The sequence below is a fragment of the Aquabacterium sp. genome (genome assembly GCF_035476535.1).
Classification (GTDB): Bacteria; Pseudomonadota; Gammaproteobacteria; order Burkholderiales; family Burkholderiaceae_C; genus Pseudaquabacterium.
Genome location: NZ_DATILJ010000227.1, coordinates 1 through 25,861 on the forward strand (window position 1 = coordinate 1; position 25,861 = coordinate 25,861).

Annotated in this window: 22 protein-coding genes and 1 tRNA gene; 14 read left to right on the plus strand and 9 right to left on the minus strand. The window is 67.1% G+C overall.

Features of this window, described 5'->3' with window-relative positions:
- Together VLK61_RS22595 and VLK61_RS22600 are read left to right on the plus strand one after the other, a co-directional pair.
- On the plus strand, positions 1-1,477 hold a 1,477-nt coding region (locus VLK61_RS22595), incomplete at its 5' end, for a di-heme oxidoredictase family protein (RefSeq protein ID WP_325424193.1).
- Positions 1,478-1,613: 136 nt separating this feature from the next.
- A complete protein-coding gene (locus VLK61_RS22600; protein WP_325424195.1) occupies positions 1,614-2,849 on the plus strand; it encodes an L-dopachrome tautomerase-related protein in 1,236 nt (411 codons plus the stop codon).
- On the opposite strand, the gene VLK61_RS22605 is transcribed toward VLK61_RS22600, so the two are convergent.
- Positions 2,807-3,790 carry a LysR family transcriptional regulator gene (locus VLK61_RS22605; RefSeq protein WP_325424197.1) on the minus strand — a complete coding sequence of 328 codons (984 nt, stop codon included), beginning with the start codon at positions 3,788-3,790 and terminating at the stop codon, positions 2,807-2,809. The genes VLK61_RS22600 and VLK61_RS22605 overlap by 43 nt on opposite strands.
- Positions 3,791-3,879: 89 nt before the next feature.
- Here VLK61_RS22605 and VLK61_RS22610 point away from each other — a divergent pair, with 89 nt between their 5' ends.
- Entirely contained in the window at positions 3,880-4,890 is a 1,011-nt protein-coding gene (locus tag VLK61_RS22610) for a zinc-binding alcohol dehydrogenase family protein (protein ID WP_325424199.1), read from the plus strand.
- A gap of 222 nt (positions 4,891-5,112) precedes the next feature.
- Here VLK61_RS22610 and VLK61_RS22615 read toward each other — a convergent pair whose 3' ends face one another.
- The 4 genes from VLK61_RS22615 to VLK61_RS22630 form a co-directional block, all read right to left on the minus strand.
- Entirely contained in the window at positions 5,113-6,318 is a 1,206-nt protein-coding gene (locus VLK61_RS22615; RefSeq protein WP_325424200.1) for a tyrosine-type recombinase/integrase, read from the minus strand.
- Between the two features lie 162 nt (positions 6,319-6,480).
- Positions 6,481-6,570, minus strand: a tRNA-Ser gene (locus VLK61_RS22620).
- Positions 6,571-6,632: 62 nt separating this feature from the next.
- Positions 6,633-10,589: an Ig-like domain-containing protein gene (locus VLK61_RS22625; RefSeq protein ID WP_325424202.1), complete on the minus strand. Its 3,957-nt coding sequence runs from the start codon at positions 10,587-10,589 to the stop codon at positions 6,633-6,635.
- Positions 10,590-10,674: 85 nt separating this feature from the next.
- Positions 10,675-11,493: a symmetrical bis(5'-nucleosyl)-tetraphosphatase gene (locus VLK61_RS22630; protein ID WP_325424204.1), complete on the minus strand. Its 819-nt coding sequence runs from the start codon at positions 11,491-11,493 to the stop codon at positions 10,675-10,677.
- 221 nt (positions 11,494-11,714) lie between these two features.
- On the opposite strand from VLK61_RS22630, the gene VLK61_RS22635 reads away from it, so the two are divergent.
- The 8 genes from VLK61_RS22635 to VLK61_RS22670 all read left to right on the plus strand — a co-directional run bounded on the left by VLK61_RS22635 (position 11,715) and on the right by VLK61_RS22670 (position 19,672).
- Complete coding sequence (locus VLK61_RS22635) at positions 11,715-13,025, plus strand: hemolysin family protein (protein WP_325424206.1); 1,311 nt, start codon at positions 11,715-11,717, stop codon at positions 13,023-13,025.
- Positions 13,022-13,771 carry a SapC family protein gene (locus VLK61_RS22640; protein WP_325424208.1) on the plus strand — a complete coding sequence of 250 codons (750 nt, stop codon included), beginning with the start codon at positions 13,022-13,024 and terminating at the stop codon, positions 13,769-13,771. The genes VLK61_RS22635 and VLK61_RS22640 overlap by 4 nt, the downstream gene beginning before the upstream one ends.
- Before the next feature lie 245 nt (positions 13,772-14,016).
- The gene (locus VLK61_RS22645; RefSeq protein ID WP_325424211.1) at positions 14,017-15,180 is read left to right on the plus strand and encodes an ABC transporter substrate-binding protein; all 1,164 of its coding nucleotides are present in this window, start codon (positions 14,017-14,019) and stop codon (positions 15,178-15,180) included.
- 38 nt (positions 15,181-15,218) lie between these two features.
- Positions 15,219-16,091, plus strand: a complete 873-nt coding sequence (locus VLK61_RS22650; protein WP_325424213.1) for a branched-chain amino acid ABC transporter permease — start codon at positions 15,219-15,221, stop codon at positions 16,089-16,091.
- Entirely contained in the window at positions 16,088-17,050 is a 963-nt protein-coding gene (locus VLK61_RS22655; protein WP_325424215.1) for a branched-chain amino acid ABC transporter permease, read from the plus strand. The genes VLK61_RS22650 and VLK61_RS22655 overlap by 4 nt, the downstream gene beginning before the upstream one ends.
- Positions 17,047-17,808, plus strand: coding sequence for an ABC transporter ATP-binding protein (locus tag VLK61_RS22660; RefSeq protein WP_325424217.1), 762 nt, complete (start codon positions 17,047-17,049; stop codon positions 17,806-17,808). Before VLK61_RS22655 ends, VLK61_RS22660 begins: the two co-directional genes overlap by 4 nt.
- Positions 17,801-18,523, plus strand: a complete 723-nt coding sequence (locus VLK61_RS22665; protein ID WP_325424220.1) for an ABC transporter ATP-binding protein — start codon at positions 17,801-17,803, stop codon at positions 18,521-18,523. The genes VLK61_RS22660 and VLK61_RS22665 overlap by 8 nt, the downstream gene beginning before the upstream one ends.
- Before the next feature lie 21 nt (positions 18,524-18,544).
- Positions 18,545-19,672, plus strand: coding sequence for a 5-methyltetrahydropteroyltriglutamate--homocysteine S-methyltransferase (locus VLK61_RS22670; protein ID WP_325424222.1), 1,128 nt, complete (start codon positions 18,545-18,547; stop codon positions 19,670-19,672).
- A 24-nt stretch (positions 19,673-19,696) separates the two neighbouring features.
- Here the strand turns inward: VLK61_RS22670 and VLK61_RS22675 are convergent, their stop codons facing one another.
- Positions 19,697-20,380, minus strand: coding sequence for a hypothetical protein (locus VLK61_RS22675; RefSeq protein ID WP_325424224.1), 684 nt, complete (start codon positions 20,378-20,380; stop codon positions 19,697-19,699).
- Positions 20,381-20,522: 142 nt separating this feature from the next.
- Between VLK61_RS22675 and VLK61_RS22680 the strand changes: the two genes are divergently transcribed.
- Positions 20,523-21,299: an enoyl-CoA hydratase-related protein gene (locus VLK61_RS22680; RefSeq protein WP_325424225.1), complete on the plus strand. Its 777-nt coding sequence runs from the start codon at positions 20,523-20,525 to the stop codon at positions 21,297-21,299.
- 33 nt (positions 21,300-21,332) lie between these two features.
- Here VLK61_RS22680 and VLK61_RS22685 read toward each other — a convergent pair whose 3' ends face one another.
- The 3 genes from VLK61_RS22685 to VLK61_RS22695 form a co-directional block, all read right to left on the minus strand.
- The gene (locus VLK61_RS22685) at positions 21,333-21,779 is read right to left on the minus strand and encodes a phasin family protein (protein WP_325424227.1); all 447 of its coding nucleotides are present in this window, start codon (positions 21,777-21,779) and stop codon (positions 21,333-21,335) included.
- A gap of 276 nt (positions 21,780-22,055) precedes the next feature.
- A complete protein-coding gene (locus VLK61_RS22690; RefSeq protein WP_325424229.1) occupies positions 22,056-23,762 on the minus strand; it encodes a carboxylesterase/lipase family protein in 1,707 nt (568 codons plus the stop codon).
- Positions 23,763-23,934: 172 nt separating this feature from the next.
- Entirely contained in the window at positions 23,935-24,384 is a 450-nt protein-coding gene (locus tag VLK61_RS22695; protein WP_325424231.1) for a PaaI family thioesterase, read from the minus strand.
- A gap of 158 nt (positions 24,385-24,542) precedes the next feature.
- On the opposite strand from VLK61_RS22695, the gene VLK61_RS22700 reads away from it, so the two are divergent.
- Both VLK61_RS22700 and VLK61_RS22705 read left to right on the plus strand, forming a co-directional pair.
- The gene (locus VLK61_RS22700; protein ID WP_325424233.1) at positions 24,543-25,268 is read left to right on the plus strand and encodes a glutathione binding-like protein; all 726 of its coding nucleotides are present in this window, start codon (positions 24,543-24,545) and stop codon (positions 25,266-25,268) included.
- The coding region (locus VLK61_RS22705) for a 2-hydroxychromene-2-carboxylate isomerase (RefSeq protein WP_325424235.1) at positions 25,265-25,861 on the plus strand (597 nt) is incomplete at its 3' end. The genes VLK61_RS22700 and VLK61_RS22705, both read left to right, overlap by 4 nt.

Consider the following 25,861-nt stretch of genomic DNA (forward strand, 5'->3'; position numbering starts at 1 on the left):
TGGCATTCGCTACTACGCGAACGAATGGATCTACGTGGTGGGCACGGGCCTGCGGCCCTGGTACGGCATCCAGCCGCGGCTGAACTCCTGGCCGTTGCCGGCGGAGACCTTGCAAGGCGGCATCGGCTCGGTGTCCTACGACTACGCCGACAACGGCAGCTTCATGTTCCAGCAGCCGTTCAACAACGTCGGCATGCAGAACATGCAACGCTTCGTCGAAGGGCGGCGGCTGATCCACACCAACTTCTTCACCGGCGACCACAACGAACCGGGCAACGACCGCTACCAGGCGGGTGTCGGCCTGCAGGGCCAGCGCTTCAACCAGGCTTCGTGCTTCGGCTGCCACGTCAACAACGGCCGCGGCCTGGCACCGGCGGCGACCAACCAGCGGCTGGACACGATGTCGGTGCGCACGGCGATGCTGGATGCCAAGGGCCAGCAACTGCCTGACTCGCGCTATGGCGTGGCGGTGCAGATGAATGCCCGCTCGACCACCGGAACGCCGCAGGACTGGGGCAACAGCGTGCGCGTCGCGGGCTTCGACACCCAGACCGTGAAACTGGCCGACGGCAGCTCAGTGGAACTGCGCAAGCCCAAGTTGGCCTTCGATGGTTCGGTGCCGCAGGTCGTTTCGCTGCGCGCGGCCCAGCCGATGATCGGCACCGGCCTGCTCGAAGCCGTGCCGGAAGCCGACATCCTGGCGCGTGCCCGCAGCACACCCGATGAAGACGGCGTGAAGGGCCAGGCGAACTTCGTCTTCGACCCGGAAACCGGCGATGTGCGCCTGGGTCGCTTCGGCTGGAAGGCCGGCAAGTTCAGCCTGCGCCACCAGGCTGCTTCGGCGCTGCTGCAGGACATGTCGGTGACCTCGCCGGTCTACCCGACGCGGGACTGCCTGGCCGGCCCGGCCGGCTGCACGCCGGCCAAGGCCGAGCGCGGCATCACCGAGGCCGACCTGCAGTTGATCTCGCGCTACCTCCAACTGCTGGCCGTGCCGGCGCAGCGCAGTCTGGCCAGCGGCTTCCCCAAGGGCGTGGCGCCACTGGCGGACCTCGACGTCGATCCGGCCAAGGTGGCTGCCGGTGCCAAGGTCTTCCAGGACCTGCGCTGTTCGAGTTGCCACACGACGGAGATGCGCACCGGTTCCGGCCACCCGCTCGCCGAGCTGCGCAACCAGACCATCAAGCCCTACACCGACCTGCTGCTGCACGACATGGGTGCCGGCCTGGCCGACAGCTACGTCGAAGGCCTGGCCACCGGTGCCCTGTGGCGGACCGCGCCGCTGTGGGGCATCGGCTACACCGAGCGTGCCATGGGCACGGCCGGCAAGGTCGGCTACCTGCACGACGGCCGAGCACGCACGCTGACGGAAGCGGTGATGTGGCACGCTGGCGAAGCCGAGCGTTCGCGCCAGCGCTTCTCGGCGCTCTCCGCCGCGGATCGTCAGGCCTTGTTGGCCTTCTTGCGGTCGCTCTGATGGCGTGCCATCGGCGTCATAACGCCAGTGGGCCGAGCGATCTTCAACGAAACGCGACAACTGTTTGCGCGGCAGCCTGCTGTTTCCGGGAGACAGGCATTTCTAGCATCGAGGCCACCTACAACGAGGAGACTTCATGCACCGCATTTCCCGTCCCAGATCAATCGTCTCCGCGGTGGCTGTGCTGGCCACCGCCGTCGCGACCGCCTACGGAGGCGGCATCGCCAACACCAAGGGGCAAGCCAGCCTGGAGGTGTACGCCGAACTGCAGCAAGCCGGTATCGGCGGCATCAGCCAGATGCCTAACGGCCAGCTGATCGTCGGCTATCACCCGTTCTATCAAACCGCCACCTCGACCCAGATCGCGCTGCTGAACGCGGACCGCAAGTCGACCACGCCTTACCCGGCCGCGCTGCGCCAGACCTGTCGTAACGCCGACGGCAGCTTCGTGGCGCCGATCAATGGCAAGTACGACTTCTGCCTGGACTGGGTGCTGGGTTTTCACACCGATGCCAACGGCATCCTTTGGATCCTGGACTCGGTCAAGTCGACCGATAAGGCCGACCCGGTCCATCCGCGGCCCGCGGCGCTTCACGCCAAGCTCGTCGGCTGGAACACCAAGACGAATGCGCTGCACAGAGTCATCGACCTGGACGCCTCGACGATCAGCGAGTCGCAGCACAACGATTTCGCGGTTGACCTCAAGCACAACGTGATCGTCATCGCGGATGAGGCGATCGGCGAGAACTCCGCCGGAGCCGGCGTCAAGGCGGCGCTGGTCGTGGTCGACCTGGCCACCGGGTCCAGCCGCCGCGTCTTGCAGGGCGACGTGAGCGTGCTGCCGCACGCGGACCCGATCAAGTGGGAGGCACAAGCCGGCGTGCCCACGCAGTCCTGGGGCCTGCGCGTGGGCGTGGACGGCATCACGCTGGACAAGAACAGCGACTACCTCTACTTCGCCCCGCTCTCCGGCTACCGCATGTACCGCATCCACATGGCCGACTTGCTCAACACCGCGCTCACCCCGGCGCAACTCTCGGCCAAGGTCGAGGACTACGCGGCCAAGCCCTACAACGGCGGCCTCTCCATCGACGGCAAGAACAACCTGTACCTCACCGAAGTCGGTGGCCGCTCGGTCGGCATCATTCCCGCCGGCACCAAGGTCTACAAGCGCTACGTCACGAACGACAAGCTGATCTGGCCCGACGGGGTGACCTACAACGCCGACGGCTACATGTACTCGGGCGCGGCGCAATTGATCCAGACCGGCGTATTCCAGTCCAACGCGACGCCCAAGGGCAGCGCGAACAACGCGCCGCCGTACCGGATCTACCGTTTCCGCCCGGAAGCCGCGGGCACGCCGGGTTCATGAGGCGGACGACGTATGTCGTCGGCTTGGGGGCGTTCTTGAGTGCCAGCCAGCACCGCGAATTGAGCGGCGATGAAATCGACCAGTGCGCGCACGCGCGCCGGTACGAAGCGGTTGCTGGGCAGCACGGCACTGAGCGGGCGATGCTCGCCCTGCCAGTCCGGCAACAAGCGCACCAGCCGGCCGGCGCGCAGGTCGTGCCACACGTCCAGCTCGGACTTGCACACCAGGCCGACGCCGGCCAACGCCCATTGGTGGGCGATGGCCGCGTCGTCGGCACCGCGATCGCCATCGACGCGGACCTCGGTCCACTCGCCGTCCTTCTCGAAACGCCAGGTCGCGAGGCGCCGGCCGCTGATCTCGAAAGTCAGGCAGTTGTGCGCCGACAGATCATGCGGATGGGTGGGGGCGGCGTGGCGCTTGAGATAAACCGGAGAGCCGCACAGCACGCGGCGGCTCGCAAACAGTGGCCGGGCCACCAGGCGCGAATCGGCGAGTTCGCCGTAGCGCAGCGCCAGGTCCACCGCATCGCGCATCACGTCCTGTACTCGGTCCGACACCGACAAGGCCAATTGCGCGCCGGGGTGGGCTGCGAGGAACGCGTCGAACATCGGCAGCAGCACGCAGCGTGTGAGGTCCGACGGCGCGGCCACCCGCACCGTGCCCACCAGCGCACCGCTTCGCGCGGCGAGCTGCGACTCGCCCTCTTCCAGCAAGTCCAGCGCGCGGCTGGCGTAGTCGAGCAGGGTCTGGCCTTGCGGCGTCAGGCGCATGGCTCGCGTCGAGCGTTCGAACAGGCGTTGGCCCAACTGCGCCTCCAGGCGCTTGAGCATCGCGCTGGCCGCTGCGGGCGTCACGCCCAGCACCTTCGATGCGGCGGTCAGCGTGCCGCCTCGCGCGGTCTCCACCAGCACGCGCAGGTCTTCGACGTTTTCAATTTTCATTTGAAGCTCTTGGCGGGGCAGGCCGGCTTATGTCTTGCCGCTGGTGCCCCCCAATTGTCATCTCCACTCAACTCAAGAGGACTCACGCCATGAAAGCCGTCGGCTATTTCGAAGCCCTGCCCATCAGCCACGACAACGCACTGATCGACCTGGACATCCCGCCGCCCGCGCCCGGCCCGCGCGACCTGCTGGTGCGCGTGCTGGCCGTTTCCGTCAACCCAGTGGACACCAAGCTGCGCGCCGCTTCGCCGCCCGCGCCCGGCCAGCCCAAGGTGCTAGGCTGGGACGCTGTCGGGGTCGTCGAAGCCACGGGTTCCGACGCGAGCCGCTTCAGAATCGGCGACCGCGTCTTCTACGCCGGATCGATCGCGCGCGGCGGCACCAACGCCGAACTGCACACGGTGGACGAACGCATCGTCGCGCTCGCCCCGCACAGCCTGCAGAACGGGGAAGCGGCCGCGCTGCCGCTGACATCTATCACCGCTTGGGAACTGCTGTTCGATCGCCTGCAAGTGCCGCGCGGCGGCGGCCAGGGGCAAGCCCTGCTGGTGATCGGCGGCGCGGGCGGCGTCGGCTCCATCCTGATTCAGCTGGCGCGCCAGCTCACCGGCCTCACGATCATCGCCACGGCATCGCGTGAAGAGACGCGGCAGTGGTGCCTGGACCTCGGCGCGCACCACGTGATCGACCATGCACAGCCGCTGCCCGCTCAATTGCGCGAGATCGGCCACGAACAGGTCGACATGGCGGCGAGCCTGACGCAGACCGACCTTCACTTCGACGCCGTGGTGGAAAGCCTCAAGCCGCAAGGCCGCCTGGCGCTGATCGACGACCCGAAGGGCCTGGACGTCGGCAAGCTCAAACGCAAAAGCCTGTCGCTGCATTGGGAACTGATGTTCACGCGTTCGCTGTTCGAGACGCCGGACATGGCGCAGCAAGGCGTGCTGCTGGCGGAGGTCGCAGCCCTGGTCGATGCAGGTCGCATCCGCACCACAGCCAGCGCCGACTTCGGCACGATCAACGCGCGCAACCTGAAGCGCGCCCACGCGCTGATCGAAAGCGGGCAGGCGCGCGGCAAGCTGGTGCTGGCGGGGTTCTGAGCGCCGCGATGGCGTGACATGGATCGCGGGTCAAGCCTCCAATGACAGCGCGTGGTGTGCTGCCTTGATGATGTGGGCCGCGTCCACGCCGAAGAAGTCGCGCAACGCGGCGCGCGTGTCGCTGCGGCCGAAGCCGTCGGCGGGCGCCGTTGATGTTCACCGACACCGACCCGGGCGGCCAAGGCCACTTCAGTCGTGCCCTTGGGATCCTGTTGCTCACGATCATTCGAGAAACGAAGCCCATTCGTTCATCATTAGCCTACGCTTCTCAAACAGGTCTCCTCTCCGGTAGGCAGCCTCCACCTTGTTATCGATCGTGTGAGCCAACGCCATCTCTGCAACCTCCCTCGGAAAGTTCGTGCGCTCAGCTGCCCAGTCGCGAAACGTTGATCTGAATCCGTGCGGTACAACACCGCGGCCGTTGCGGGGATCCACCCACTTGTCCTTGTCCGCTTCATTGAAGCGTCGAATCACTGCCGTCAAAGTCATATCGGACAGAATAGCTCCCCGTGGTGCGGGAAACACAAGCTGTGATTCAGCTACGCGAGGTAGCGCCTTCAGCAATTTGATGGCTTGCGATGACAGCGGGACACGGTGCTCGACACCGGCCTTCATGCGTGATGCTGGAATGGTCCACACCTTCCCCTCCATGTCAATCTCCGACCACCCGGCTCCGCGGGCCTCACCACTGCGGGCGACCGTTAGGATGGTGAACTCCAGTGCTCGGGCTCCCTGACCGTCGGCTCTCCGGAGTCGCCTCATGAACTCCGGAGTGAGGTCAATCGGCAGGGCGGGCTGATTGTCCTGCCTGGCCACGCGGTCAGCTTTTGGAAGCTGTGTGTCGAGATTTCCCTTCCAAGCTGCCGGGTTGTCTCCCGAGCGATAGCCGCGTCCTTTCGCCCAGTCCAGAATCGACTCGATCCGGCCGCGCAGTCGGCTTGCCGTCTCGGTCTTCTCAAACCAGATCGGCTCCAGAACTTGCAGCACATGGCTCATGCTGAGGTGTGACACCAGGATGTCGCCGATGAGTGGATCTGCATAGGTCGCGAGAGTGTTTTTCCACTGCTGCCGATGCTTCTCGTTTCGCCAGCTGCGTCCATGTGCCTTGATGTACTGTGCGCTGGCGTGCTGGAACGTGATTGCGGCCGCGCGAGAGGCCTTGAGATTGCTGCGTGCCAAGCGCGCTTCTTCGACCGGATCAACGCCGCCACGGATCTTGTCGCGTGCTGCACGCGCCGCCTCGCGGGCTTGAGCCAGTGTGACCGCTGGGAAGCCGCCTAGGCCAACGTCTCTTCGCCTGCCTGCGACCATGACGCGCAGCACCCATGACTTTGCGCCGGTCTCCTTGACCAGCAGGTGCAAGCCAGGAACTACCCCGACGGCATGTTTTCCCGGTCTAACCAGCCGCGCTACTTCGATGGCGGCCATTTCCTTGGCCTTTACAGGCACGATCCTGTTCCCACATCCGATCCCACATAAAAATAGCGATTGGATCGTAGCGAATGCATACGCATCGGACAAGCAGTGACGGGGCTCACCTATGAAAAATGCCGCCCTGGAGGCGGCATCGGACAACATCGATGATCAAGCTGGCGGAAGCGGTGAGATTCGAACTCACGGAGGGGATGAACCCTCGCCGGTTTTCAAGACCGGTGCCTTAAACCGCTCGGCCACGCTTCCTGGGACAGGGCGCTGATGGTAGCGCCCGCAACGGCGCGATTCTCGCAGAAGCCTCGGAGTCCTCACTCGAAGCCGATGCCGGACTCCATCAGCCCGGTCAGATCGATGTTGACGATGTTCAGCTCGGTGTCGGCGGCCAGCACGCCCAGGCTCGCCTGGCTGACGAAGCCGCTGGTGATCAGGTCTTCGTAGTAGAGGCGTTCGGAGGTGGAGGGCAGCACGCCGACCAGGTTGCTGTACAGCAGGTTGACCACCGCGGTGTTGCTGGCGCCGGCGCCGAGCCGGGCCTCCAGCGCCAGTTGCATCAGGTCGAGGTAGCTCATGCCGCCATCGAGCAGCGTGATGCCGATGCCGACATAGGCTTCGTTCGCCACCGAGGCGGCGCCGAATACCGCGCCGAGAATCTTTGCCGTCGTGCCGGCGTTGCCGTCCAGGTCCAGCGCCAGGAAGCTGTCGGTAAAGGCCACGCGTTCCATGCCGTAGAGCAGGTCGCGGCCTTCGATGTCGAACAGGTCGCTGATGGCCCAGCCGCCGTCCACGGTGCCGACGGTGTACTCCACCCGGGCGCCGCCGAAGACGGCGAAGTCGATGCCGGCATCGCCTTGCAGGATGTCGTCGCCCTGGACGCCTGCCATCACATCGTCGCCGGCCGCGCCGACCAGCGTGTCGTGGTCACCGGTGCCGATGAGTTCGTCGGAGGCGGCGCTGCCGTTGATGACGTTGCGCGTGAACGCCGAGAGCTGGTAGCGGCCGATGCCGAAGTCGAAGTCGGATGCGCTGACGAGGTAGTTGCCCGTTGTCGGTGCAGTGAAGGTGAGCTGGGCGTTCAGCCCGGCGCCGCTGTCGTCGTCATGAGCCAGCGGGCTGCCGCTGGCGTCCAGCAGCACCAGGTACGGGTCTGCCAGTGCCTCGCCTTCGCTGCCGCTGCTTTTCAGGTCGATGGTGTATTGCTGGCCGGCGATCACCGGGATGCTGAACTTGTCGCTGTCGCTGGGCGCGTTGACGCGACCGGATGCGATGCTGCCGTTGGCCGCGAGCGTGCCGGTGTTGAGCCCGGAGAAGTCGTCGCTGGGCTTGACGGCCGACAGGGTGTAGCTGCCGGTGGCCTCGGCGTAGTCGAAGGCGGCCAGGTAGTAGGTGCCGGTGGCCGAGGGCGTGAAGTACAGCTGTGCGTCGAAGGGAAGGGGGCCGCTGTCGTCGTCGTAGGCGATCAAGGCCACTTCGGGCTGCGGGCCGTACAGCGCCAGGTAGGGATCCACCGCTTCGGTCTGCGGCGCAATCATGTCGAAGCGGTAGGTCACGCCGGCTTCCAGCGCCACCTTGAACAGGTCGCCATCGGCCGGGCTGTCGATGCGCGCGCGCACGGCCACGCCGGTGGTCGGCACCACGCCGGTGGTGTCGGTGCTCAGCGGGTAGTCGTCGGTGCCCGCGGCGGTGGCGGTGCTGAAGTTCCAGGCCGTGCTGCCGGCCAGGCCGGCGAAGTCGTTGCCCGAGGCGTCATGGAAGGCATCGGCATCGATGGTGACGGTGAAGCTGCTGCCGGCCGGCAGGTTGGCGCCGGGGTCGATGGTGATGGTGCTGCCGTTGATGGTGACCGCGCTGGTGTCGTTGGCGTGGATCTCGCGCAGCACCTGGCCGCTGCTGTTGAGCACCTGGATGCTGCCGCTGCCAGCGAGCACGGTTTCGCTGAACTTCAGCACCAGGTTGGCACCGACGGCCACCCGCGTGCTGCCGTCGGCCGGCGTGAAGCTCTGCAGCGTCGGCGCCACCGTGTCCTGCGTGGTTGCGCGCAGCGTGTAGCCGCCAGTGCCTTCGTCGTAGTAGTCCAGCACCGCCAGGTAGTGCGTGCCGGTCTCGGTGGCGGTGTAGCTGATGCGCGAGTTGCCGCTGCCGGCGCTGTCGTCATCGTCGGCCACCAGTTGCACCGAGGGGTCGAACAGGCCGAGGTAGGGGTCGGACAGGCCACCCGCGGTGCGCTGCAGCGTGAAGGTGTAGCTGACGCCCTGCACCAGGTCGACGTACAGCAGGTCGTTGTCGCCGGGCACTTCGATCGAGCCGCTGGTGGGGGCCGCGTTGACCACCACGACGCCTTGGGTCTCGGTGCCGTAAGGGTAGTCGTCGATGTCGGTGGCACTCGCGGTGTTGAAGGTCCAGTCGGTGGTCGTCAACAGCCCGGCGAAGCTGTTGCCGGCGGCGTCACGCAGGGCACCGGCAGCGATCGTCACGCTGTAGCTGGCGTTGGTGTTGAGGTTGCCGGCGGGGCTGATGTGGACCAGGCTGCCCTCGATCGTGACCTGCGAGGTGTCGCCGATGGCAATCGTGCGCACCACCTGGCTGCCGGATCGGATGATGATGTTGCCGCTGCCAGCGAACACGCTCTCGTTGAAGGCCATCACCAAGTCGGCGTCGATGGCCACCGCGGTGGCGTCGTCCGACGGTGTCAGCGTGGTCAGCAGCGGCGCGGTGGTGTCGCTGCTGGTGGTGCTGAAGTTCCACGCGGTGCTGCCGCCGAAGCCGGTGTACGCATTGCCGGCCAGATCGGTGAAGGCATCGGCGCTGATGGTCACGAAGTAGCTGCGGCCGGCCACCAGGTTGAAGCTGGGGTCCACCGTGGCGCTGTTGCCGTTGAAGCGCACTTGCGCGGTGTCGTTCGCGGCGATGCTGTCGACCAGCGTGCCATTGGCATTGAAGATGCTGATGCTGCCGCTGCCGGCCTTCATCGGCTCGTTGAAGTTCAGCACCAGGTTCGCGCCGATGGCGGCGCTGCTGCTGTTGTCGGCCGGGCTCACGGCTTGCAACACCGGCGCGCTGGTGTCGGCGCCGGGTGTCAGGTCGGCCAGCGTGCGCAGGCCATCGGCGAACTGGAAGCGTTCGGTGTTGGTGACGGTGTCGGTGCCGCTGGCCGCGCTGGTGAGCGTGACGTTGCCACCGGCAAAGCTGATGGTGTAGCCGGCGAAGTTGCCTTCGAACACCGCGGTGTCGCTGCCGTCGCCGCCGTCGAGCTGGTCGTTGCCGGCGCCGCCGACCAGTGTGTCGTCGCCGGCGCTGCCCAGCAGTTCATCGTTCGCCGCGCCGCCTTCGAGCCGGTTGTCGGCATCGTTGCCGATGATCACGTCGCTGCCGCCGCCGCCGATGGCATTCTCGATCGTCGTGTTGTAGGCGATCGCGATGTTGTTGGTCATGTCGTTGACCGACGAGAACGCGCCCGCATGCAGATCGATGCGGCCTGGGGTGCTCCAGCCGCTGAAGTTCAGCGTATCGGTGCCGCCTGAATCGAAGACCGTCAGGATCGGGTTGTCGTTGACCGTGAAGTCGTAGATAGCGCCGGTGGGCCCGCCGATCGTGCTGCTGAAGCCGTAGACGCTGTCGTCCAGCCGCGTGGTGGTGGAGACGCCGTAGATCGTCTGGATCGCATAGACGTCGTTGAGCATCGGCGTCTGCGGCGAATGGGTCACGCCGTTGGCGTCCACCCAGTCGGCCTGCATCACCTCGGCCGAGTAGTTCGGTGCGGCATAACGCGGGCCGAAGTAGGACATGATGGACAGCACCACGCTGTCCTGGAACGACGAGGGCGACCAGTTGCCGTTGCCGTTGTAGTCCCCCATGTGATCGAGGCCCAGCGCATGGCCGATCTCGTGGATGAAGGTCTGGAAGCCGTATTCACCGAGCGCGGTGTTGACCAGCGAGTCTTCGGTGGCGTTGAAATACGCACTGCCGTTGCTCGGGTAGTAGGCGTGGGCGTAGCCGATGTTGGTGCTGGTGTAGCCGAACTCGATGTTCGTCGAGCCCGGCGTGCCCGGCGCGGTGGCTTGCGGGATCAGTTCGTCCCAGGTGGCCAGCGCCAGCGTCATCCAGGCCTGCTGTTCGGCGTTGACAGCGCGGAAGCCCGCCGCTTCGCCCTGCGAGAACATGCCGTTGGCGTTGCCGGGGAACGCATAGGTGATCGTGTTGCCCGACCACTTGGAACCACCGTTGAGCTGGTTCAGAACCTGGGTCAGGGTCCAGTTGGCGACGGCCATGGGGCGTGCTCCGCGAAAATCAGTTTTCAGCGGGCGATTGAATCACGCAGCTTGCTGGATGCGTACCCCCAATGGAGCCATTGGGTCACGGTCTGGAGCCATTCGGGCAGGCCACCTGCACAAGGTCACGTCGGCCGCCATCCACCCGCACTGCGCTCAAGCGGCCACCCCAGACGCAGCCGGTGTCCAGCGCCAGCAGCGTGGGTTCCATGCGCAGGCCCAACGTGGACCAGTGGCCGAACGCGATGGGCGTGCCCGCCGTGCGGCGGCCGAGCACGTCGAACCAGGGGTGAAAGCCGGCGGGCGCGGCCGCGGCGGCGTCCTTGGTCTTGAAATCGAGCTGGCCCTCGGCGTCGCAGAAGCGGATGCGCGTCAGCACATTGATCACGAAGCGCCAGCGCTCGGCGCCTTGCAGGCTGTCGTCCCAGCGCGAGGGTTCGTTGCCGTACATCACGCGCAGGAAGCCGGCCAGGTCGGGCCCACGCAGCAGGGTCTGCACTTCGCCGGCCAGCGCCAGCGTCTGCGCGGCATCCCACTGCGGCACCACGCCGGCATGCACCATCAGCCAGCCATGGGCCGTGTCGGCCAGCGGGCAGTGGCGCACCCAGTCCAGCCAGGCCTCGCGCTGCGGGCTGGCCAGGATCTCGTAGAGCGTGTCGGTGGCATGCAGCGGCCGCACGCCTGCGGCGACGGCCAGCAGGTGCAGGTCGTGGTTGCCCAGCAGGCAGGTGGCCGCGTTGCCCAGTGACTGCAGGCGCTGCAGCGTGCGCAGCGAGGCCGGGCCCCGGTTCACCAGGTCGCCCAGCACGTGCAGGCTGTCGCGCGAGGGCGAGAAGCCGATCTCGGCGAGCAGGCGTTCGAAGTCGTCGCAGCAGCCCTGCGGGTCGCCGATGAGGTAGTGCATCAGTGTCCGCCCGGCCGCCCGAAGGGCACTGAGGCCTTGCAGGCCGCGCCAGCCCTTGCGGGCCGGCCGTTCGCCAGGCGCGGCCGGTCCACAGGACCGGCCGCGTCCTGGCTCACCCCCTCGGGGGCAGCGAACGAAGTGAGCTTGGGGCTGTTCATACGTTGATTCTGCTACGCTCGCCGCCTTGAGTTTTCCGGGGGCGCCCGTGTGTGCGCCGCCTCATGGACGTTGCGCTGCTGGTTTTCCTGATCCTGCTGAACGGGCTGTTCGCCATGTCGGAGATGGCGCTCACCGCGGCGCGCAAGGCGCGGCTGGCGGTGATGGTGGAGGCCGGTGAGAGCGGCGCCAGCGTGGCGATGGACCTGCACGAGCACCCGACCAAGTTCCTGTCCACGGTGCAGATCGGCATCACCTCGATCGGCGTGCTCAACGGCATCGTCGGCGACGCGGCGTTCTCGCAGCCGCTGGCCGCCTGGGGGCAGGCTGCGCTGCACCTGAGCCCGCGCGCGGCGCAGATCGCCGCCACCGCGCTGGTGGTGGTGATCATCACCTTCCTGACCATCATCTTCGGCGAGCTGGTGCCCAAGCGCGTGGGTCAGATGTACCCCGAGAACGTGGCGCGGCTGGTGGCGCAGCCGATGGAGTGGCTGTCCGCCGCCACGCGGCCCTTCGTCTGGCTGCTGACGGCCTGCACCGAGGCCACCTTGCGCCTGCTGGGCATCCGCGAAGCGCCTTCGCGCAGCGTGACCGAAGAAGAAATCGCCGCCAGCCTCGAAGAAGGCGTGGATGCCGGCGTCATCGAGGCGCAGGAGCACCAGATGGTGCGCAACGTGTTCCGGCTCGACGAGCGGCAGGTGGGCTCGATGATGATCCCGCGCGCCGAAATCGTCTGGCTCGACGTCCATGCCCCGTTGCCGGAGCTGTTGAAGCAGATTGCCGACGAAGGCCGCTCGCGCTACCCGGTGTGCCGCAACGGGCTGGACGATGTGGTGGGCGTGGTCGAGGCGCAAACCCTGCTGCAGGCGCTGGCGCGCGGCGGCCAGCCGGACATCCCCACGCTGATGCTGCCGCCGGTGTTCGTGCCCGAGACGCTGTCCGGCATGGAGTTGCTGGACCATTTCCGTGCCACCAGCGCCGAGCTGGTGTTCGTGGTCGACGAATACGGCGCGGTGCAGGGCGTGATCACCGTGCGCGATGTGCTGGAAGCCATCACCGGCGAGTTCTCGACGCCGAGTTCGGACGATTCCTGGGCCGTGCGCCGCGAGGACGGCAGCTGGCTGATGGACGGCCTGATCCCGGTGCCCGAGCTGAAGGACCGGCTGGAATTGCGCACGCTGCCCGAGGAAGACCGCGGCCGCTACAACACGCTGGCCGGCATGGTGATGCTGCTGCTGGGGCGGTTGCCGCGCACGGCCGATGTGGTGGAATGGGAGGCTTGGCGTTTTGAGGTCGTGGACCTCGACGGCAAACGCGTCGACAAGGTGCTGGTCTCCGGCATCGAACCCTCTGAATCCGAAAGACAAGCCCCATGATCAATGAAAGCCTGCACAAGAAGCCCGCGGCGCTGGACCGCACCAAGCACCGCAGCCTGAAGCTCGACCGCAATGCGCGCGACATGACGCGCAACAAGACGCTGAACGCCTTCTTCGTGGCGGCTTCCGAATTCGCCGAGGCCTGCAAGGACTACCCGGTGGTGTGGGTGCCCGCCGGCCAGGACGCCAAGGGCAAGCCGCAGGCAGCGTCGATCGCGGTGATGGGGCTGCAGCAGGGCAGCAACTTGTGCATCGACGCGGCCGACCGCTGGCGCGTGCGCTACGTGCCGGCGATGCTGCGCACCTACCCCTTCGCGATGGCCCGCACCTCGGCCACCGACATGGTGGTGTGCGTCGATGAAGACTGGATCGGCCTGTCCAACGAAACCGGCGACCCGCTGTTCACGCCGGACGGCCAGCCCACCGAGCTGACGCTGGGCGTGCAGAAGCAGCTGGAGCAACTGGAGATCGACATCGAACGCAGCCGCCTGTATGCCGAGAAGCTGCTGGAGCTGAAGCTGCTGCGCGACATGCAGTTCGACGCCACGCTGCCCGACGGCAACAAGGTCCAGGTCAACGGCTTCCTGACGGTCGACGAGGACAAGCTGAACGCGCTGTCCGATGCGCAGATGGTGGAACTGGCGCGCAGCGGGCTGCTGGGCCTGATCCACGCGCACCAGATCTCGCTGTCCAACATGTCGCGGCTGGCCGAGTGGCATGCCGAGCGCGCCGCCGCGGCAGCCTGACCCAGCGCGACCGCCGCGCCCCCCACCGAACCCCGCCCGGCTGCGTTGACGCGCCCGGCGGGGTTTGTTCATTGGCCCAGGGGTTAACCCTCAAATCAGGACGGCGCCTGCCCGTGTCCGTTGCCATGCCGCCGCGCGATAGCTGCTATCGACCAGCGATGCCGTGGCTTGGGGCTTGCGCGGGGGTGTCGCCCGCATCACGCATCGCACAATCACCCCCGTTCCAACCGAGGAGACTTGGCACCATGATCACCCGACGACTGCATTTGCTGGCCCTGGCCGCAGCCACCGTGGCCGGCGGCGCCGCCCAGGCCCAGAGCGACACCGTGAAGATCGGCGTCATCCTGCCGATGACCGGGCCCTCGGCCTCCACCGGCCGGCAGATCAACGGCGCGATCCAGCTGTGGCTGGCGCAGAACGGCGCCAAGGCCGGCGGCAAGAAGATCGAGGTGCTGATCAAGGACGACGCCGGCGTCGCCGACACCACGCGCCGCCTGGCGCAGGAACTGGTGGTCAATGACAAGGTCGTCGCGCTGGCCGGCTTCGGCCTGACGCCGCTGGCGCTGGCCACCGCGCCGATCGCCACGCAGAGCAAGACACCGATGGTGGTGATGGCTGCGGCCACCTCCGCGATCACCGAAGCTTCGCCATACATCCTGCGCACCAGCTTCACGCTGCCGCAGGCCGCCGTCGGCATCGCCGAATGGGCGCCGAAGAACGGCATCAAGAAGGTCGTCAGCCTGGTCACCGACTACGGCCCCGGCAACGACGCGGAGAAGTACTTCACCGAGCGCTTCATCCTCAATGGTGGCACCGTGATCGAGAAACTGCGCACGCCGCTGCGCGGTGCCGACTTCGCACCGGTGCTGCAGAAAGTGCGTGATGCCAAGCCCGACGCGCTGTTCGTCTTCCTGCCTTCGGGCCAGGGCGCACAGTTCATGAAGCAGTTCGGTGAACGTGGCCTGGACAAGGCCGGCATCCGCTTGATCGCCACCGGTGACGTCACCGACGACGACCAGCTCAACGACATGGGCGACGTGGCCCTCGGCGTTGTCAACTCGCACCACTATTCGGCGGCCCACCCGAGCCCGGCTAACAAGAAGTTCGTCGCCGATTTCCAGGCCGCCAACAAGTTCCGCCCGAACTTCATGGCCGTCGGCGGCTACGACGGCATCCGCCTGATCTTCAAGGGCCTGGACACCACCAAGGGCGCCGGCGGCGACGCGCTGCTGGCCGCGATGAAGGGCCAGATCCTCGAAAGCCCGCGCGGCCAGATCCTGATCGATGCGCAGACCCGCGAGATCGTGCAGGACATCTACATCCGCAAGGTCGAGAAGAAGGACGGCCAGCTGTGGAACATCGAGTTCGATGTGCAGAAGGCCGTGAAAGACCCCGGCAAGCTGAAGTAGCCAACAGCCAACAGCCAAAGACAGCGGCCAGGCCAGACATGCTGACCCTCCTCTTCGACGGCATCGCCTACGGCATGCTGCTGTTCGTGCTGTCGCTCGGGCTTGCGGTGACCATGGGCCTGATGAACTTCATCAACCTGGCCCATGGCGCTTTCGCGATGGCCGGCGGCTACATCCTGGTGGTGCTGATGCAGAAGGCCGGCTGGCCCTTCCTGGCCTGCCTGCCGGCCGCCTTCGTGATCACCGCGGCAGCCGGCGCGCTGCTGGAGCGCACGGTGTACCGGCCGATGTACGGCAAGCCGCACCTGGACCAGGTGCTGTTCTCGATCGGCCTGACCTTCATGGCCGTGGCCTCGGTGGACTACATCATGGGCAGCTCGCAGCAGAACATCCAGCTGCCCGACTGGCTGCGCCAGCGTTTCGAATTCGGCTCCGGCGCGCTGATGCTGGGCATGGGCGCCTACCGGCTGTTCATCGTTGCCAGCTGCGTGGCGCTGGCGCTGGGCCTGCAGGCCATCCTCAGCGGCACGCGCTTCGGCAGCCGGCTGCGCGCGGCGGTGGACGACCCGCGCGTGGCGGCCGGCCTGGGCATTCCCGTGAACCGCGTGTTCCTGCTGACCTTCGCGGTGGGCTCCGGCCTGGCCGGCCTGGGCGGCGCACTGGGTGCCGACATCTTCGGCCTCGACCCCAGCTTCCCGCTGAAGTACATGGTGTACTTCCTCATCGTCTGCGCAGTGGGCGGCACCAGTTCCATCACCGGCCCGCTGGTGGCCGCGCTGGTGCTCGGCATTGCCGATGTCTTCGGCAAGTACTACGTGCCCAAGCTCGGCGCCTTCATCGTCTACGCGCTGATGATCGCCATCCTGTTGTGGCGGCCGCAGGGCTTGTTCTCGCGGGAAGGTAAAAAATGAACCTTGCCGCCAAATTGCTGGCGCCCTCCAAGTGGCGCCCCTGGGAATACGCGCTGTGGGCGCTGATCTGGGCCACGCCGCTGGTGTTTGCCCAGCATGCCGCGCTGATCAACGAGATCGCGATCCTGGCGCTGTTCGCGCTGTCGCTGGACCTGATCCTGGGCTATGCCGGCATCGTCTCGCTGGGCCATGCCGCGTACTTTGGTGTCGGCGCGTATGGTGCTGCGCTGTTCGCCAAGCATGTGATGCCCGATCCGCTGGTCGGCCTGGTGGTCGGCACGGTGCTCGGCGCGGTGCTGGGCGCCATCACCAGCCCGATGATCGTGCGCGGCACCGACCTGACGCGCCTGATGGTGACCATGGGCATCGCGCTGGTGTTGCTGGAGCTGGCCAACAAGTTCGACACCATCACCGGCGGCACCGACGGCCTGCAGGGCGTGGTGATGGGCCCGCTGCTCGGCCGCTTCGATTTCGACCTGGGCGCCCGCGTGGCCTCGTTCTACTCGCTGGCCGTGCTGTTCCTGGCCTTCCTGCTGCTGCGCCGCATCGTGCATTCGCCGCTGGGCATTTCACTGCAGGCGCTGCGTGACAACCGGCTGCGGGTGATGGCCATCGGCCTATCGGTGCAGGGGCGGCTTGCCGCGGTGTACACGCTGGCAGCGGCGCTGGCCGGTGCGGCCGGCGCGCTGCTGGCGCAGACCACCGGCTTTGCGTCCTTGGACGTGCTGGAGTTCCATCGCAGCGCCGACGTGATGCTGGCGTTGATCATCGGCGGTGCCGGCTGGCTGTGGGGCGGCCTCATCGGTGCCATCGCGTTCAAGGTCATGCACGACCTGCTGTCGGCCTTCACGCCGCAGTACTGGACCTTCTGGATCGGCCTGTTCCTGGTGGTGCTGATGCTGGTCGGCCGTGAACGCCTGTTCCGGCCCTGGTCCTGGTTCAAGCGGGGCGACTCATGAGCGATGTCGTGCTGGAGACCTTCGGCCTGGTGAAGCGCTTCGGCGGCATCACTGCCACCAACAACGTATCGATGAAGATCACGCGTGGTGCGCGCCATGCGCTGATCGGCCCCAACGGTGCCGGCAAGACCACGCTGATCAACCAGCTCACCGGCGTGCTGCCGCCCAGCGAAGGCCGGGTTGTGCTGCGCGGCCAGGACATCACCGAGCTCACGCCGCACAAGCGCGTCGGCCTGGGGCTCGTGCGCACCTTCCAGATCAACCAGCTGTTCGGCTCGCTGACGCCGTTGCAGAGCCTGGCGCTGGCTGTCGCCAGTCGGCTCGATGCAGCGCGGCGCTGGTGGCGGCCAATGGGCAGCGACAGCGCCATCGCCAGCGAATGCGAGCAGTTGCTGGCCCAATTCCACCTCACCGAGCATGCCGACCGGCCGACGCGTGAACTGCCCTACGGCAAGCGCCGGCTGCTCGAGATCGCGCTGGCCGTCGCGCAGCGCCCCAGCGTGCTGCTGCTGGACGAGCCCGCGGCCGGCGTGCCGGCCGCCGAGCGCCGCGACATCCTGGACACCGTGGCCGCGCTGCCGGACGATGTCTCGGTGGTGCTGATCGAACACGACATGGACCTGGTGTTCAGCTTTGCCAAGCGCATGACGGTGCTGGTCAACGGCACGGTGCTGACCGAAGGCACGCCCGAGGAAATTGCCGCCGATCCGCAGGTCAGGGCGGTGTACCTCGGCGAGACGAAAGTGGCCCATGGCTGACGTATTGCTCGAAGTGAGCGACCTGCGCTGCGGTTACGGCGAAGCCGTGGTGCTCAGCGACGTGAGCTTCACGCTGCAGGCCGGCCGCTCGCTGGCCTTGTTAGGCCGCAACGGCACCGGCAAGACCACGCTGATCGACACGCTGGTGGGGGTCACCCGCCGCCACCACGGCCGCATCGTGCTGGCCGGGCGCGAGATCCACGCACTGCCGGTCTACGAACGCGCGGGCGCCGCGAACTGGCAGGGTCTGGGCTGGGTGCCGCAGGAGCGCAACATCTTCAAGTCGCTGACCGTCGACGAGAACTTGACTGCCGTGGCCCGCCCCGGCGCCTGGAATCCGAAGCGGGTCTACGAGCTGTTTCCGCGCCTGGCCGAGCGCAAGCGCAACCTCGGCCAGCAGCTGTCGGGCGGCGAGCAGCAGATGCTGGCCTTCGGCCGTGCGCTGGTGCTGAACCCCAGTCTGCTGCTGCTCGACGAACCGCTGGAAGGCCTGGCGCCGATCATCGTCGAAGAGCTGCTGCGCGCGATCCGCCGGGTCGCGCGTGAAGAGGGCCTGCCATCGATCGTCGTCGAGCAGCATCCGCACATGGTGCTGGCTGTCACCGACGACGCCATCGTGCTCGACCGCGGCGGCATCGCCTACCGCGCGGAGAGCGAAGCACTGATCGCCGATCCGACGCCGCTCGATGCGTGGTTGGGCGTATCGGCACACTGAACCCATTTCTTGGAGATCGTCATGACCCTTCGCACCACCGCACCGTTCCGCGCCGACCATGTCGGCAGCTTCCTGCGCCCGAAATATTTGCTCGATGCGCGCGAGCAGTTCGCGAAGAGCGAGATCAACGCCGAGCAGCTGCGCGCCGTCGAAGACAAGGCGATCGCCGAAATCGTCAAGTTCCAGCAAGACGTGGGTCTGCAGAGCATCACCGACGGCGAGTTCCGCCGCACCTATTTCCACATCGATTTCCTGGAGCAGCTGGGTGGCGTGAAGACCGACATCCCGGTGACGATCCGCAAGCCCGATGGCACGGAAGAACTGGCGCCGCCGGTGATGCGCGTGATCGACAAGGTGCGCCATGTCAAGGACATCCAGCGCGCCGATTTCGAGTACCTGAAGTCGCAGGTGGCTACATTGGGAAAACCAGGCAACACGCCGAAGGTCACGATCCCGTCGCCGACCATGCTGCATTTCCGCGGTGGCCGTGCCGGCATCAGCAAAGACGCCTATCCGGAACTCGATCCGGTGTTCTACGACGACGTGGCCACGGCCTATGGCGACGAACTGCGCTCCCTCGCGGCAGCCGGCTGCACCTACGTGCAGATGGACGACACCAACATGGCCTACCTGTGCGACGAGAAGATGCGCGAAGCCGCCCGTCAGCGCGGCGACGACCCGAACGAGCTGCCGCACCGCTATGCCACGTTCATCAACAAGGTGGTGGCGCAGAAGCCCGCCGGCATGACACTGGCCATGCACCTGTGCCGCGGCAACTTCAAGAGCACCCATGCTGCGGCCGGCAACTACGAGCCGGTGGCCGAAGCGCTGCTCGCCGAGATGAACCTGGACGCGTACTTCATGGAGTATGACGACGACCGCTCGGGCGATTTCCGCCCGCTGCGCTTCCTGCCCAAGGGCAAGATCGTCGTGCTCGGCCTGGTGACCACCAAGTTCGGCGAGATGGAGAGCAAGGACGCGCTGAAGCGCCGCATCGACGAAGCCGCGAAGTACGCGCCGCTGGAGCAATTGGCGCTGAGCCCGCAGTGCGGCTTCTCCAGCACCGTGCACGGCAACAACATCGCCGTGGAGGCGCAGCGCGCCAAGCTGCGGCTGGTGGTGGAGACGGCGGCCGAGGTCTGGGGCTGATCACAACCGGCGCACAACCGGCGCTCACAGGCCGTCGCCCAGCGCGTCCAGGATCGCCGCCACCCACTGGTCCATCGCCACCGCGATGTTGCCGTCGCGGGTGTAGACCTGCGAGGTGCCCAGCCGCACGATCACCAGCCGCCGCGACGGGATCACGACGACGAACTGGCCGAGGAAGCCGCGTGCGAAGAAGGAGTCGCGCGGCGCGTGCAGCAGGCCCCAGGGGATGCCCCAGCCGGGCACCTGGCCGTCGACGCTGTTGAGCCAGAAGCCAGCGCCGTAGCCGGTGCCCGGCGTCGGCGTGGTGGTGTAGCGCACCCAGCCGGCCGGCAGCAGGCGCTGGCCGCCGGCCACGCCATCGTCCAGGAAGAGCTGGCCGATGCCCGGCGCGTACTGCTCGCCGACGACCCGGCCCTCGTGCATCACCAGCAAGGCCTTGGTGTGGTGCAGGTTGCTGCCATCGGCGCCGCCGAAGGCCATCGCGATGGCTTCGCGCAGGCGCGGCTGCGTGGGCTGCACCGGCGCCGGCCCGGCGATCTCGGGCAGCAGCGCCGGCCGCGGCGGCTCGGCCGGCGGCAGTTCGGCGGGCGAGGGCGGGCCGTCGTCGGGCAACACCAGGCAGCCCAGGCGCTCGCGGAACACCGCCCGGCTGGTGAACGCGCCGGCCAGCAGGCAGGCACAGCTCAGGATGCCGAGTTTCCAGCGCAAGATGTTCTCCAGGTGTCGTGACGATGGGCTGCAGCCTGCCGGGGCGCACCGGCGCCGTCTTGCCGATTGCGCCGCGCTTCAGTCGCGGCTGGCCGATTCTGGAATCGGCGATCATTGGCCATCGACTTCCGAGGAGACCCCCATGTCCGAAGCCCTGGTGCTCGCCACCACCACTGGCCCTGTGCGCACGCTGACGCTGAACCGCCCGGCCGCGCTGAACAGTTTCACCGCCGCGATGCATGTGCAACTGCGCGGCGCACTCGACGAAGCCGCGGACGATGCCGCGGTGCGCTGCCTGGTCATCACCGGCGCCGGCCGGGGTTTTTGCGCCGGCCAGGACCTGAACGACCCCGAGATGAGCGGCGACGTCGAAGACGTGGTCGAACGCCTGTACAAGCCGCTGGCCCTGCGCATCCGCAGCTACCCGGTGCCGGTGATCGCGATGGTCAATGGCGTGGCTGCCGGTGCCGGCGCCAACCTGGCGCTGGGCTGCGACCTGGTGATTGCCGCGCGTTCGGCCAGCTTCATCCAGGCCTTCAGCAAGATCGGCCTGGTGCCCGATTGCGGCGGCACCTGGCTGCTGCCGCGGCTGGTCGGCCGCGCCCGCGCGATCGGCCTGGCGATGACCGGCGACAAGCTCGGCGCCGAAGAGGCCGAACGCATCGGCATGATCTGGCGTTGCGTCGACGATGCTTCGCTGCAGGACAGCACGCTGGCACTGGCCAACAAGCTGGCGGCGATGCCGGTCAAGGCCTTGGCGCAGACGCGCCAGATCATCGACGCCGCGATGCCGATGGACTATGCGGCCGCGCTGAGCCAGGAGGCCCAGGTCCAGGGCGGCATGAGCCGGGCCGGCGACTTTGCCGAAGGCGTGGCCGCCTTCCTGCAGAAACGCGCGCCGGTGTTCAAGGACCGCTGAACACCTGACGCGAAGCGGCAGGCCTGGGGGTGTTCAGGACTTGTCGCTCTGGCCCTGCATCTGCTTGATGTTCTCCGTCGCCCGCTCGGTCAGGCCGGCCATGGCCTGTACCTGGGACTTCTGCACCCGCTCGGCCAGGTCCTTCATGTCGGTGAGCATCTTCTGCCAGGCCTGTTGAGCCGCTTCAGCGTGCTGGGGCGTTTCCTTGCCACCGGCGCTGCCGCTCATCATGCTCTTGGCCGAGTCCTGCATGCCCTGCATCACCTGGGTCAGCATGTCGGTCTGCGCACGCGCCAGGCCTTGCAGCGCTTCGTAGGTCACCTTGTTGGCAGCCACCAGGGCTTCAACGTCCTTGCGCCTGGCTTCGACAAACGCCGAGCCATCCACGCTGGGCATCTTGAACTGCTCGAACATCTTGCTCAGGTCACGGAACGGCGTGAGTTCGCTGGCGTCGGTGTCTTTGCGGGTGTCGGCTGTCATGGCAAATCTCCTGGTCGGGGTGAATGGCGCCGGGGGCAAGAGCGTCAGGCCGCTTCATCAGTCACCTCCCGACGGCGACCCCCGTGGCGCGCGATGCGCCATGGGGGCGGGGCCAGGTCGTGACTATCTTCGTTGCGCGCGGCACGGTCTGTGCGCCACCGCACCCAGTGCCGGCGCGGAGGTGCGACGCAGCGGCGCTTGTGCCGCCGTGGCCGCGTCATAAGAACACTAGCGCCGACCCGACCGTGCCCAACCCGGCGGGCTGAGCACCCGGCTTCACTGCACGCTGATCTTCGGCTGCGTCAGCGTGGCGTCGAAGTGCAGCTGCGCCGGCCAGGCCGGCCAGGTCACGCCCAGCGCGGCGTTGTTGGGATCGCCGTTGCGCATGAAGGCGCCGATGGTCTGCATCATGGCGTTCGACAAGGCCAGCCGGCCCGGCTGATTGGCCGCGCTGTTGCTGGCGTTCGAGAACAGCGAGGGCCCGAAGTTGCCGAACACGAAGGGCAGGTCGAAGGCATGTGCGGCGCCGTACACGGTGTTCCACGGCGCCGGCTCCTGGGCCCAGTCGAACTGGTAGTGCCAGACATTGGCCTGCTGGGTCTTGAGCGTGTTCAGCATGTTGTCGCGGCTGGGGCTGGTGAACACCGAGGCCAGCAGCGCGCTCTTGGCGCTCCAGCCGGTGCCCGCGGCATCCGAAGGCAGGTAGGCCGGGTCGATGATGTCGGCTTCGCTCAGCGTCGGCGCGGCGTCGGGGTTGAAGCCCATCATCATCGCGAAGCGCGTCGCATCGCTGATCTTGAAACCGGGCGGGCCGCCGAACAGCGTCAGGAACTGCGCGAAGAGTTTGCCTTCGTCGCGCGTGTTGCTGGCCAGCACCGGCACTTTGCGGTAGTTGCCGGCAGCGATCGCCGCGATCGGGTCGGCCGGCAGCACCGTGCCGTCGGGGATCGGCCCCGAGCCGGTGAGGCCCTTGTTCAGCACGGTGCCCAGCAGCACGCCGGCGTCCTTGTCGCGCAGGTAGTCGGCGATCTGCGCATCGGTCTGCGTCGCGACAAAGGTCTTGGCCGTGGCCATGTCGAGGGCCTTGCCGTCAGCGATCACCAGGTTGTAGAGCAGGTTGTTGGCCTGGGCCAGGTAGGCGCTCGCGGTGTTGAGCGTCGGCAGCATGCCCGGTGGCAGGTTGCTGGCCAGCGAGAGGCCGCCGCTGATCGGAATGGTCTTGTGGAACAGGCCGGTGGACAGCGGCGAGGTCATCAGCGCCCAGGTGTTGATGGCGCCGGCCGACTGGCCCATCACCGTGACGTTGCCCGGGTTGCCGCCGAAGCTGGCGATGTTCTGGCTGACGAACTTCAGCGCCTGCAGGTTGTCCAGCAGCGCGAAGTTGCCGGAGGCTTCCGCGCTGCCGGCGCCGGCCTTGAGCTGCGGCAGGTTGAAGAAGCCCAGCACGCCGAGGCGGTAGTTGGCCGTCACCACCACGGCGTTGGCGGCCTTGGCGAGATTGGCGCCGTTGTAGACCGGGTCGGCGGTGTAGCCGGAGGTGTTGCTGCCGCCGTAGATGAAGAACAGCACCGGCAGCTGCGTATCGGCGCTGGCGGGGCGCCAGATGTTCAGCGTCAGGCAGTCTTCCTGGCCGACCGGCATGTTCAGCGTGCTGACGATGGTGGTGTCGTAAGTGTTGTTGGCGCCGGGGCCGTAGATGCGGCCGTTCTGGAGGCAGGCCTTGCCGAAGGCCTGGGTCTCGCGCGCGTTGGTCCAGGCCTCGGGCTCGGCCGGCGCCTTCCAGCGCAAGGCCCCCACCGGCGGTTTGGCGAAAGGCAGGCCCAGCCAGGCATAGGTGCCGTTGCTGGCGCTGTGGTCGAGGCCGACCACGGTGCCGAGCGTGGTGCGGCGTTCGGTCGGTGGTGGGTCATCGCTGCCGCCGCAGCCGGCCAGGAGGGTGGCGACGCTCAGCACGCCAAGCGTCAGTGAGTGAAAGTCCTTCATGCGTTCTCTCCCTTGGTTGTCAGTCAGGGCGCAGGCCCTGCGGTGTGTGGCGAGACGCGATCATGCAGCGCTCATAACGTTCGCCATGTGCGAGCTTGCCCCGTGTGGCTTTTGGCGCACGCCGATGGGCAGCGCGCCGCGGCCCGACTGGCTCCAGCAAGCGAGGGCGGCTTCAGCCTTCGACGACCGGCGGCTTGAAAGCGGGGCCGATCTTGAAGATGCCGCTCACCCGCATGCACGGTGCGCCGTCGGCAGTGACCGTGCCTTGCACGAAGACGATGCTGCGCGTGGCGCGCAGCACCTGGGCTTCCCCCTGCACCCAGGCGCCCAAGGCGGCCGGTGCGAGGTAGTCCACCTGCAGGCTGATGGTCGGCAGGAAGCGGTGGCCGACTTCCTTGCTCTTGCGATGCACGGTGATGGGCAGCAGCATGTCGGCAAAACTCGCCAGCATGCCGCCGTGGCAGATCTCGAACGGGTTGGTGTGGCGCTTCTCGACGCGGAAGCCCATCAGCACCACGTCGCCCTCGTGGTAGATGTAGAACGGGCCGACGTGGCCGATGAAGTCACCCCCCATGGTCGCGGGTTGGAAACCGGGCGGGATCTTCAGGTCAGCGGTGCTCATCGGGTCTCGGTTTCTCGGGCCACATCGGCCAGAAAGTCGGGCGGGTCCGCAGCGTCGTCGCGCAACGGGGTGGCTTGCAGCGTGGTTGGTCTCATGCGTGACGCCGGGTCTCCGAGTTTGCGGCTACCCTCCGATCATCGCTGTCACCGGGGCGCCACTTGATCCATTTGCACTACTGGCCCACGCCGAATGGCTGGAAGATTTCCATCGCGCTGGAGGAACTGGGCCTGCCCTACGCCTTGAAGCTGGTCAACATCGGCCGCGGCGAGCAGTTCACGCCGGAGTTCCTGGCCATCAGCCCGAACAACCGCATTCCGGCCCTGGTCGATGACGACCCTCCGGGCGGCGGCGCGCCGATCAGCAGCTTCGAGAGCGGCGCGATGCTGGTCTACCTGGCGGAAAAGACCGGCCGCTTGATGCCCAGCGATGTGCGTGGCCGCCACGCCGTGCTGCCCTGGCTGATGTGGCAGATGGGCGGGCTGGGTCCGATGCTGGGCCAGCATGGCCACTTCAAGCTCTACGCCAGCGAGAAGATCCCCTACGCCATCGAGCGTTACGAGCGCGAGGCACGGCGCCTGTACAGCGTGCTCGACGCGCAGCTGGCCAAGAGCGAGTACGTCGCCGGCGACGACTACAGCATTGCCGACATCGCGATCTTCCCGTGGACCCTGACGCACAAGGCCCAGGGCCTGACGCTGGACGACTGGCCGAACGTCAAACGCTGGTATGCGCTGCTGCGCGTGCGCGACGCGGTGCAGCGCGGCCTGGCGGTGGGCAAGGAACTGGTCCGCAAGGGCATGGACGACGAGGCGCGCCGCAACCTGTTCGGCCAGGGCGCCGCCAACATCAGCACCGACAAGGGCAACGCAGGAGCCACCGCATGATCGAGTTCTTCTTTGACTGTTCCAGCCCCTGGACCTGGCTGGCCTTCCACAACATCCAGCCGCTGGCTGCCGAGCTGGAGGTGCCCATCGCCTGGAAGCCGGTGCTGGTGGGCGGCATCTTCAATGCGGTGAACCCCAGCGTCTACGAGTTCCGCGAGAAGGGCGTGCCGGTCAAGCAGGCCTACACGAAAAAGGACCTGCAGGACTGGGCGCGCCACAGCGGCCTGAAGATCGTGTTTCCGCCGCGCGTGTTCCCGGTCAACAGCGTGAAGGCGATGCGCGGCTGCATCTGGCTGGACGGGCAGGGCCAGCTGGTGCCCTTCGCCAGCGCGGTGTTCGAAGCCTACTGGACCCGCGAGGAAGACATCTCGCAGGACGACGTGCTGGCGGGGCTGTGCGAACGTGTGGGCGTCAACGTCAAGGCCTTCTTCGCGGCGATCGCGCAGCCCGAGATCAAGGCGCAGCTGAAGGCCAACACCGACGAGGTGATCGCGCGCGGCGGCTTCGGCTCGCCGACGATCTTCGTCGGCGGCGACGACATGTACTTCGGCAACGACCGCCTGCCGCTGGTGCGCGAGGCGGTGCTGCGGCGC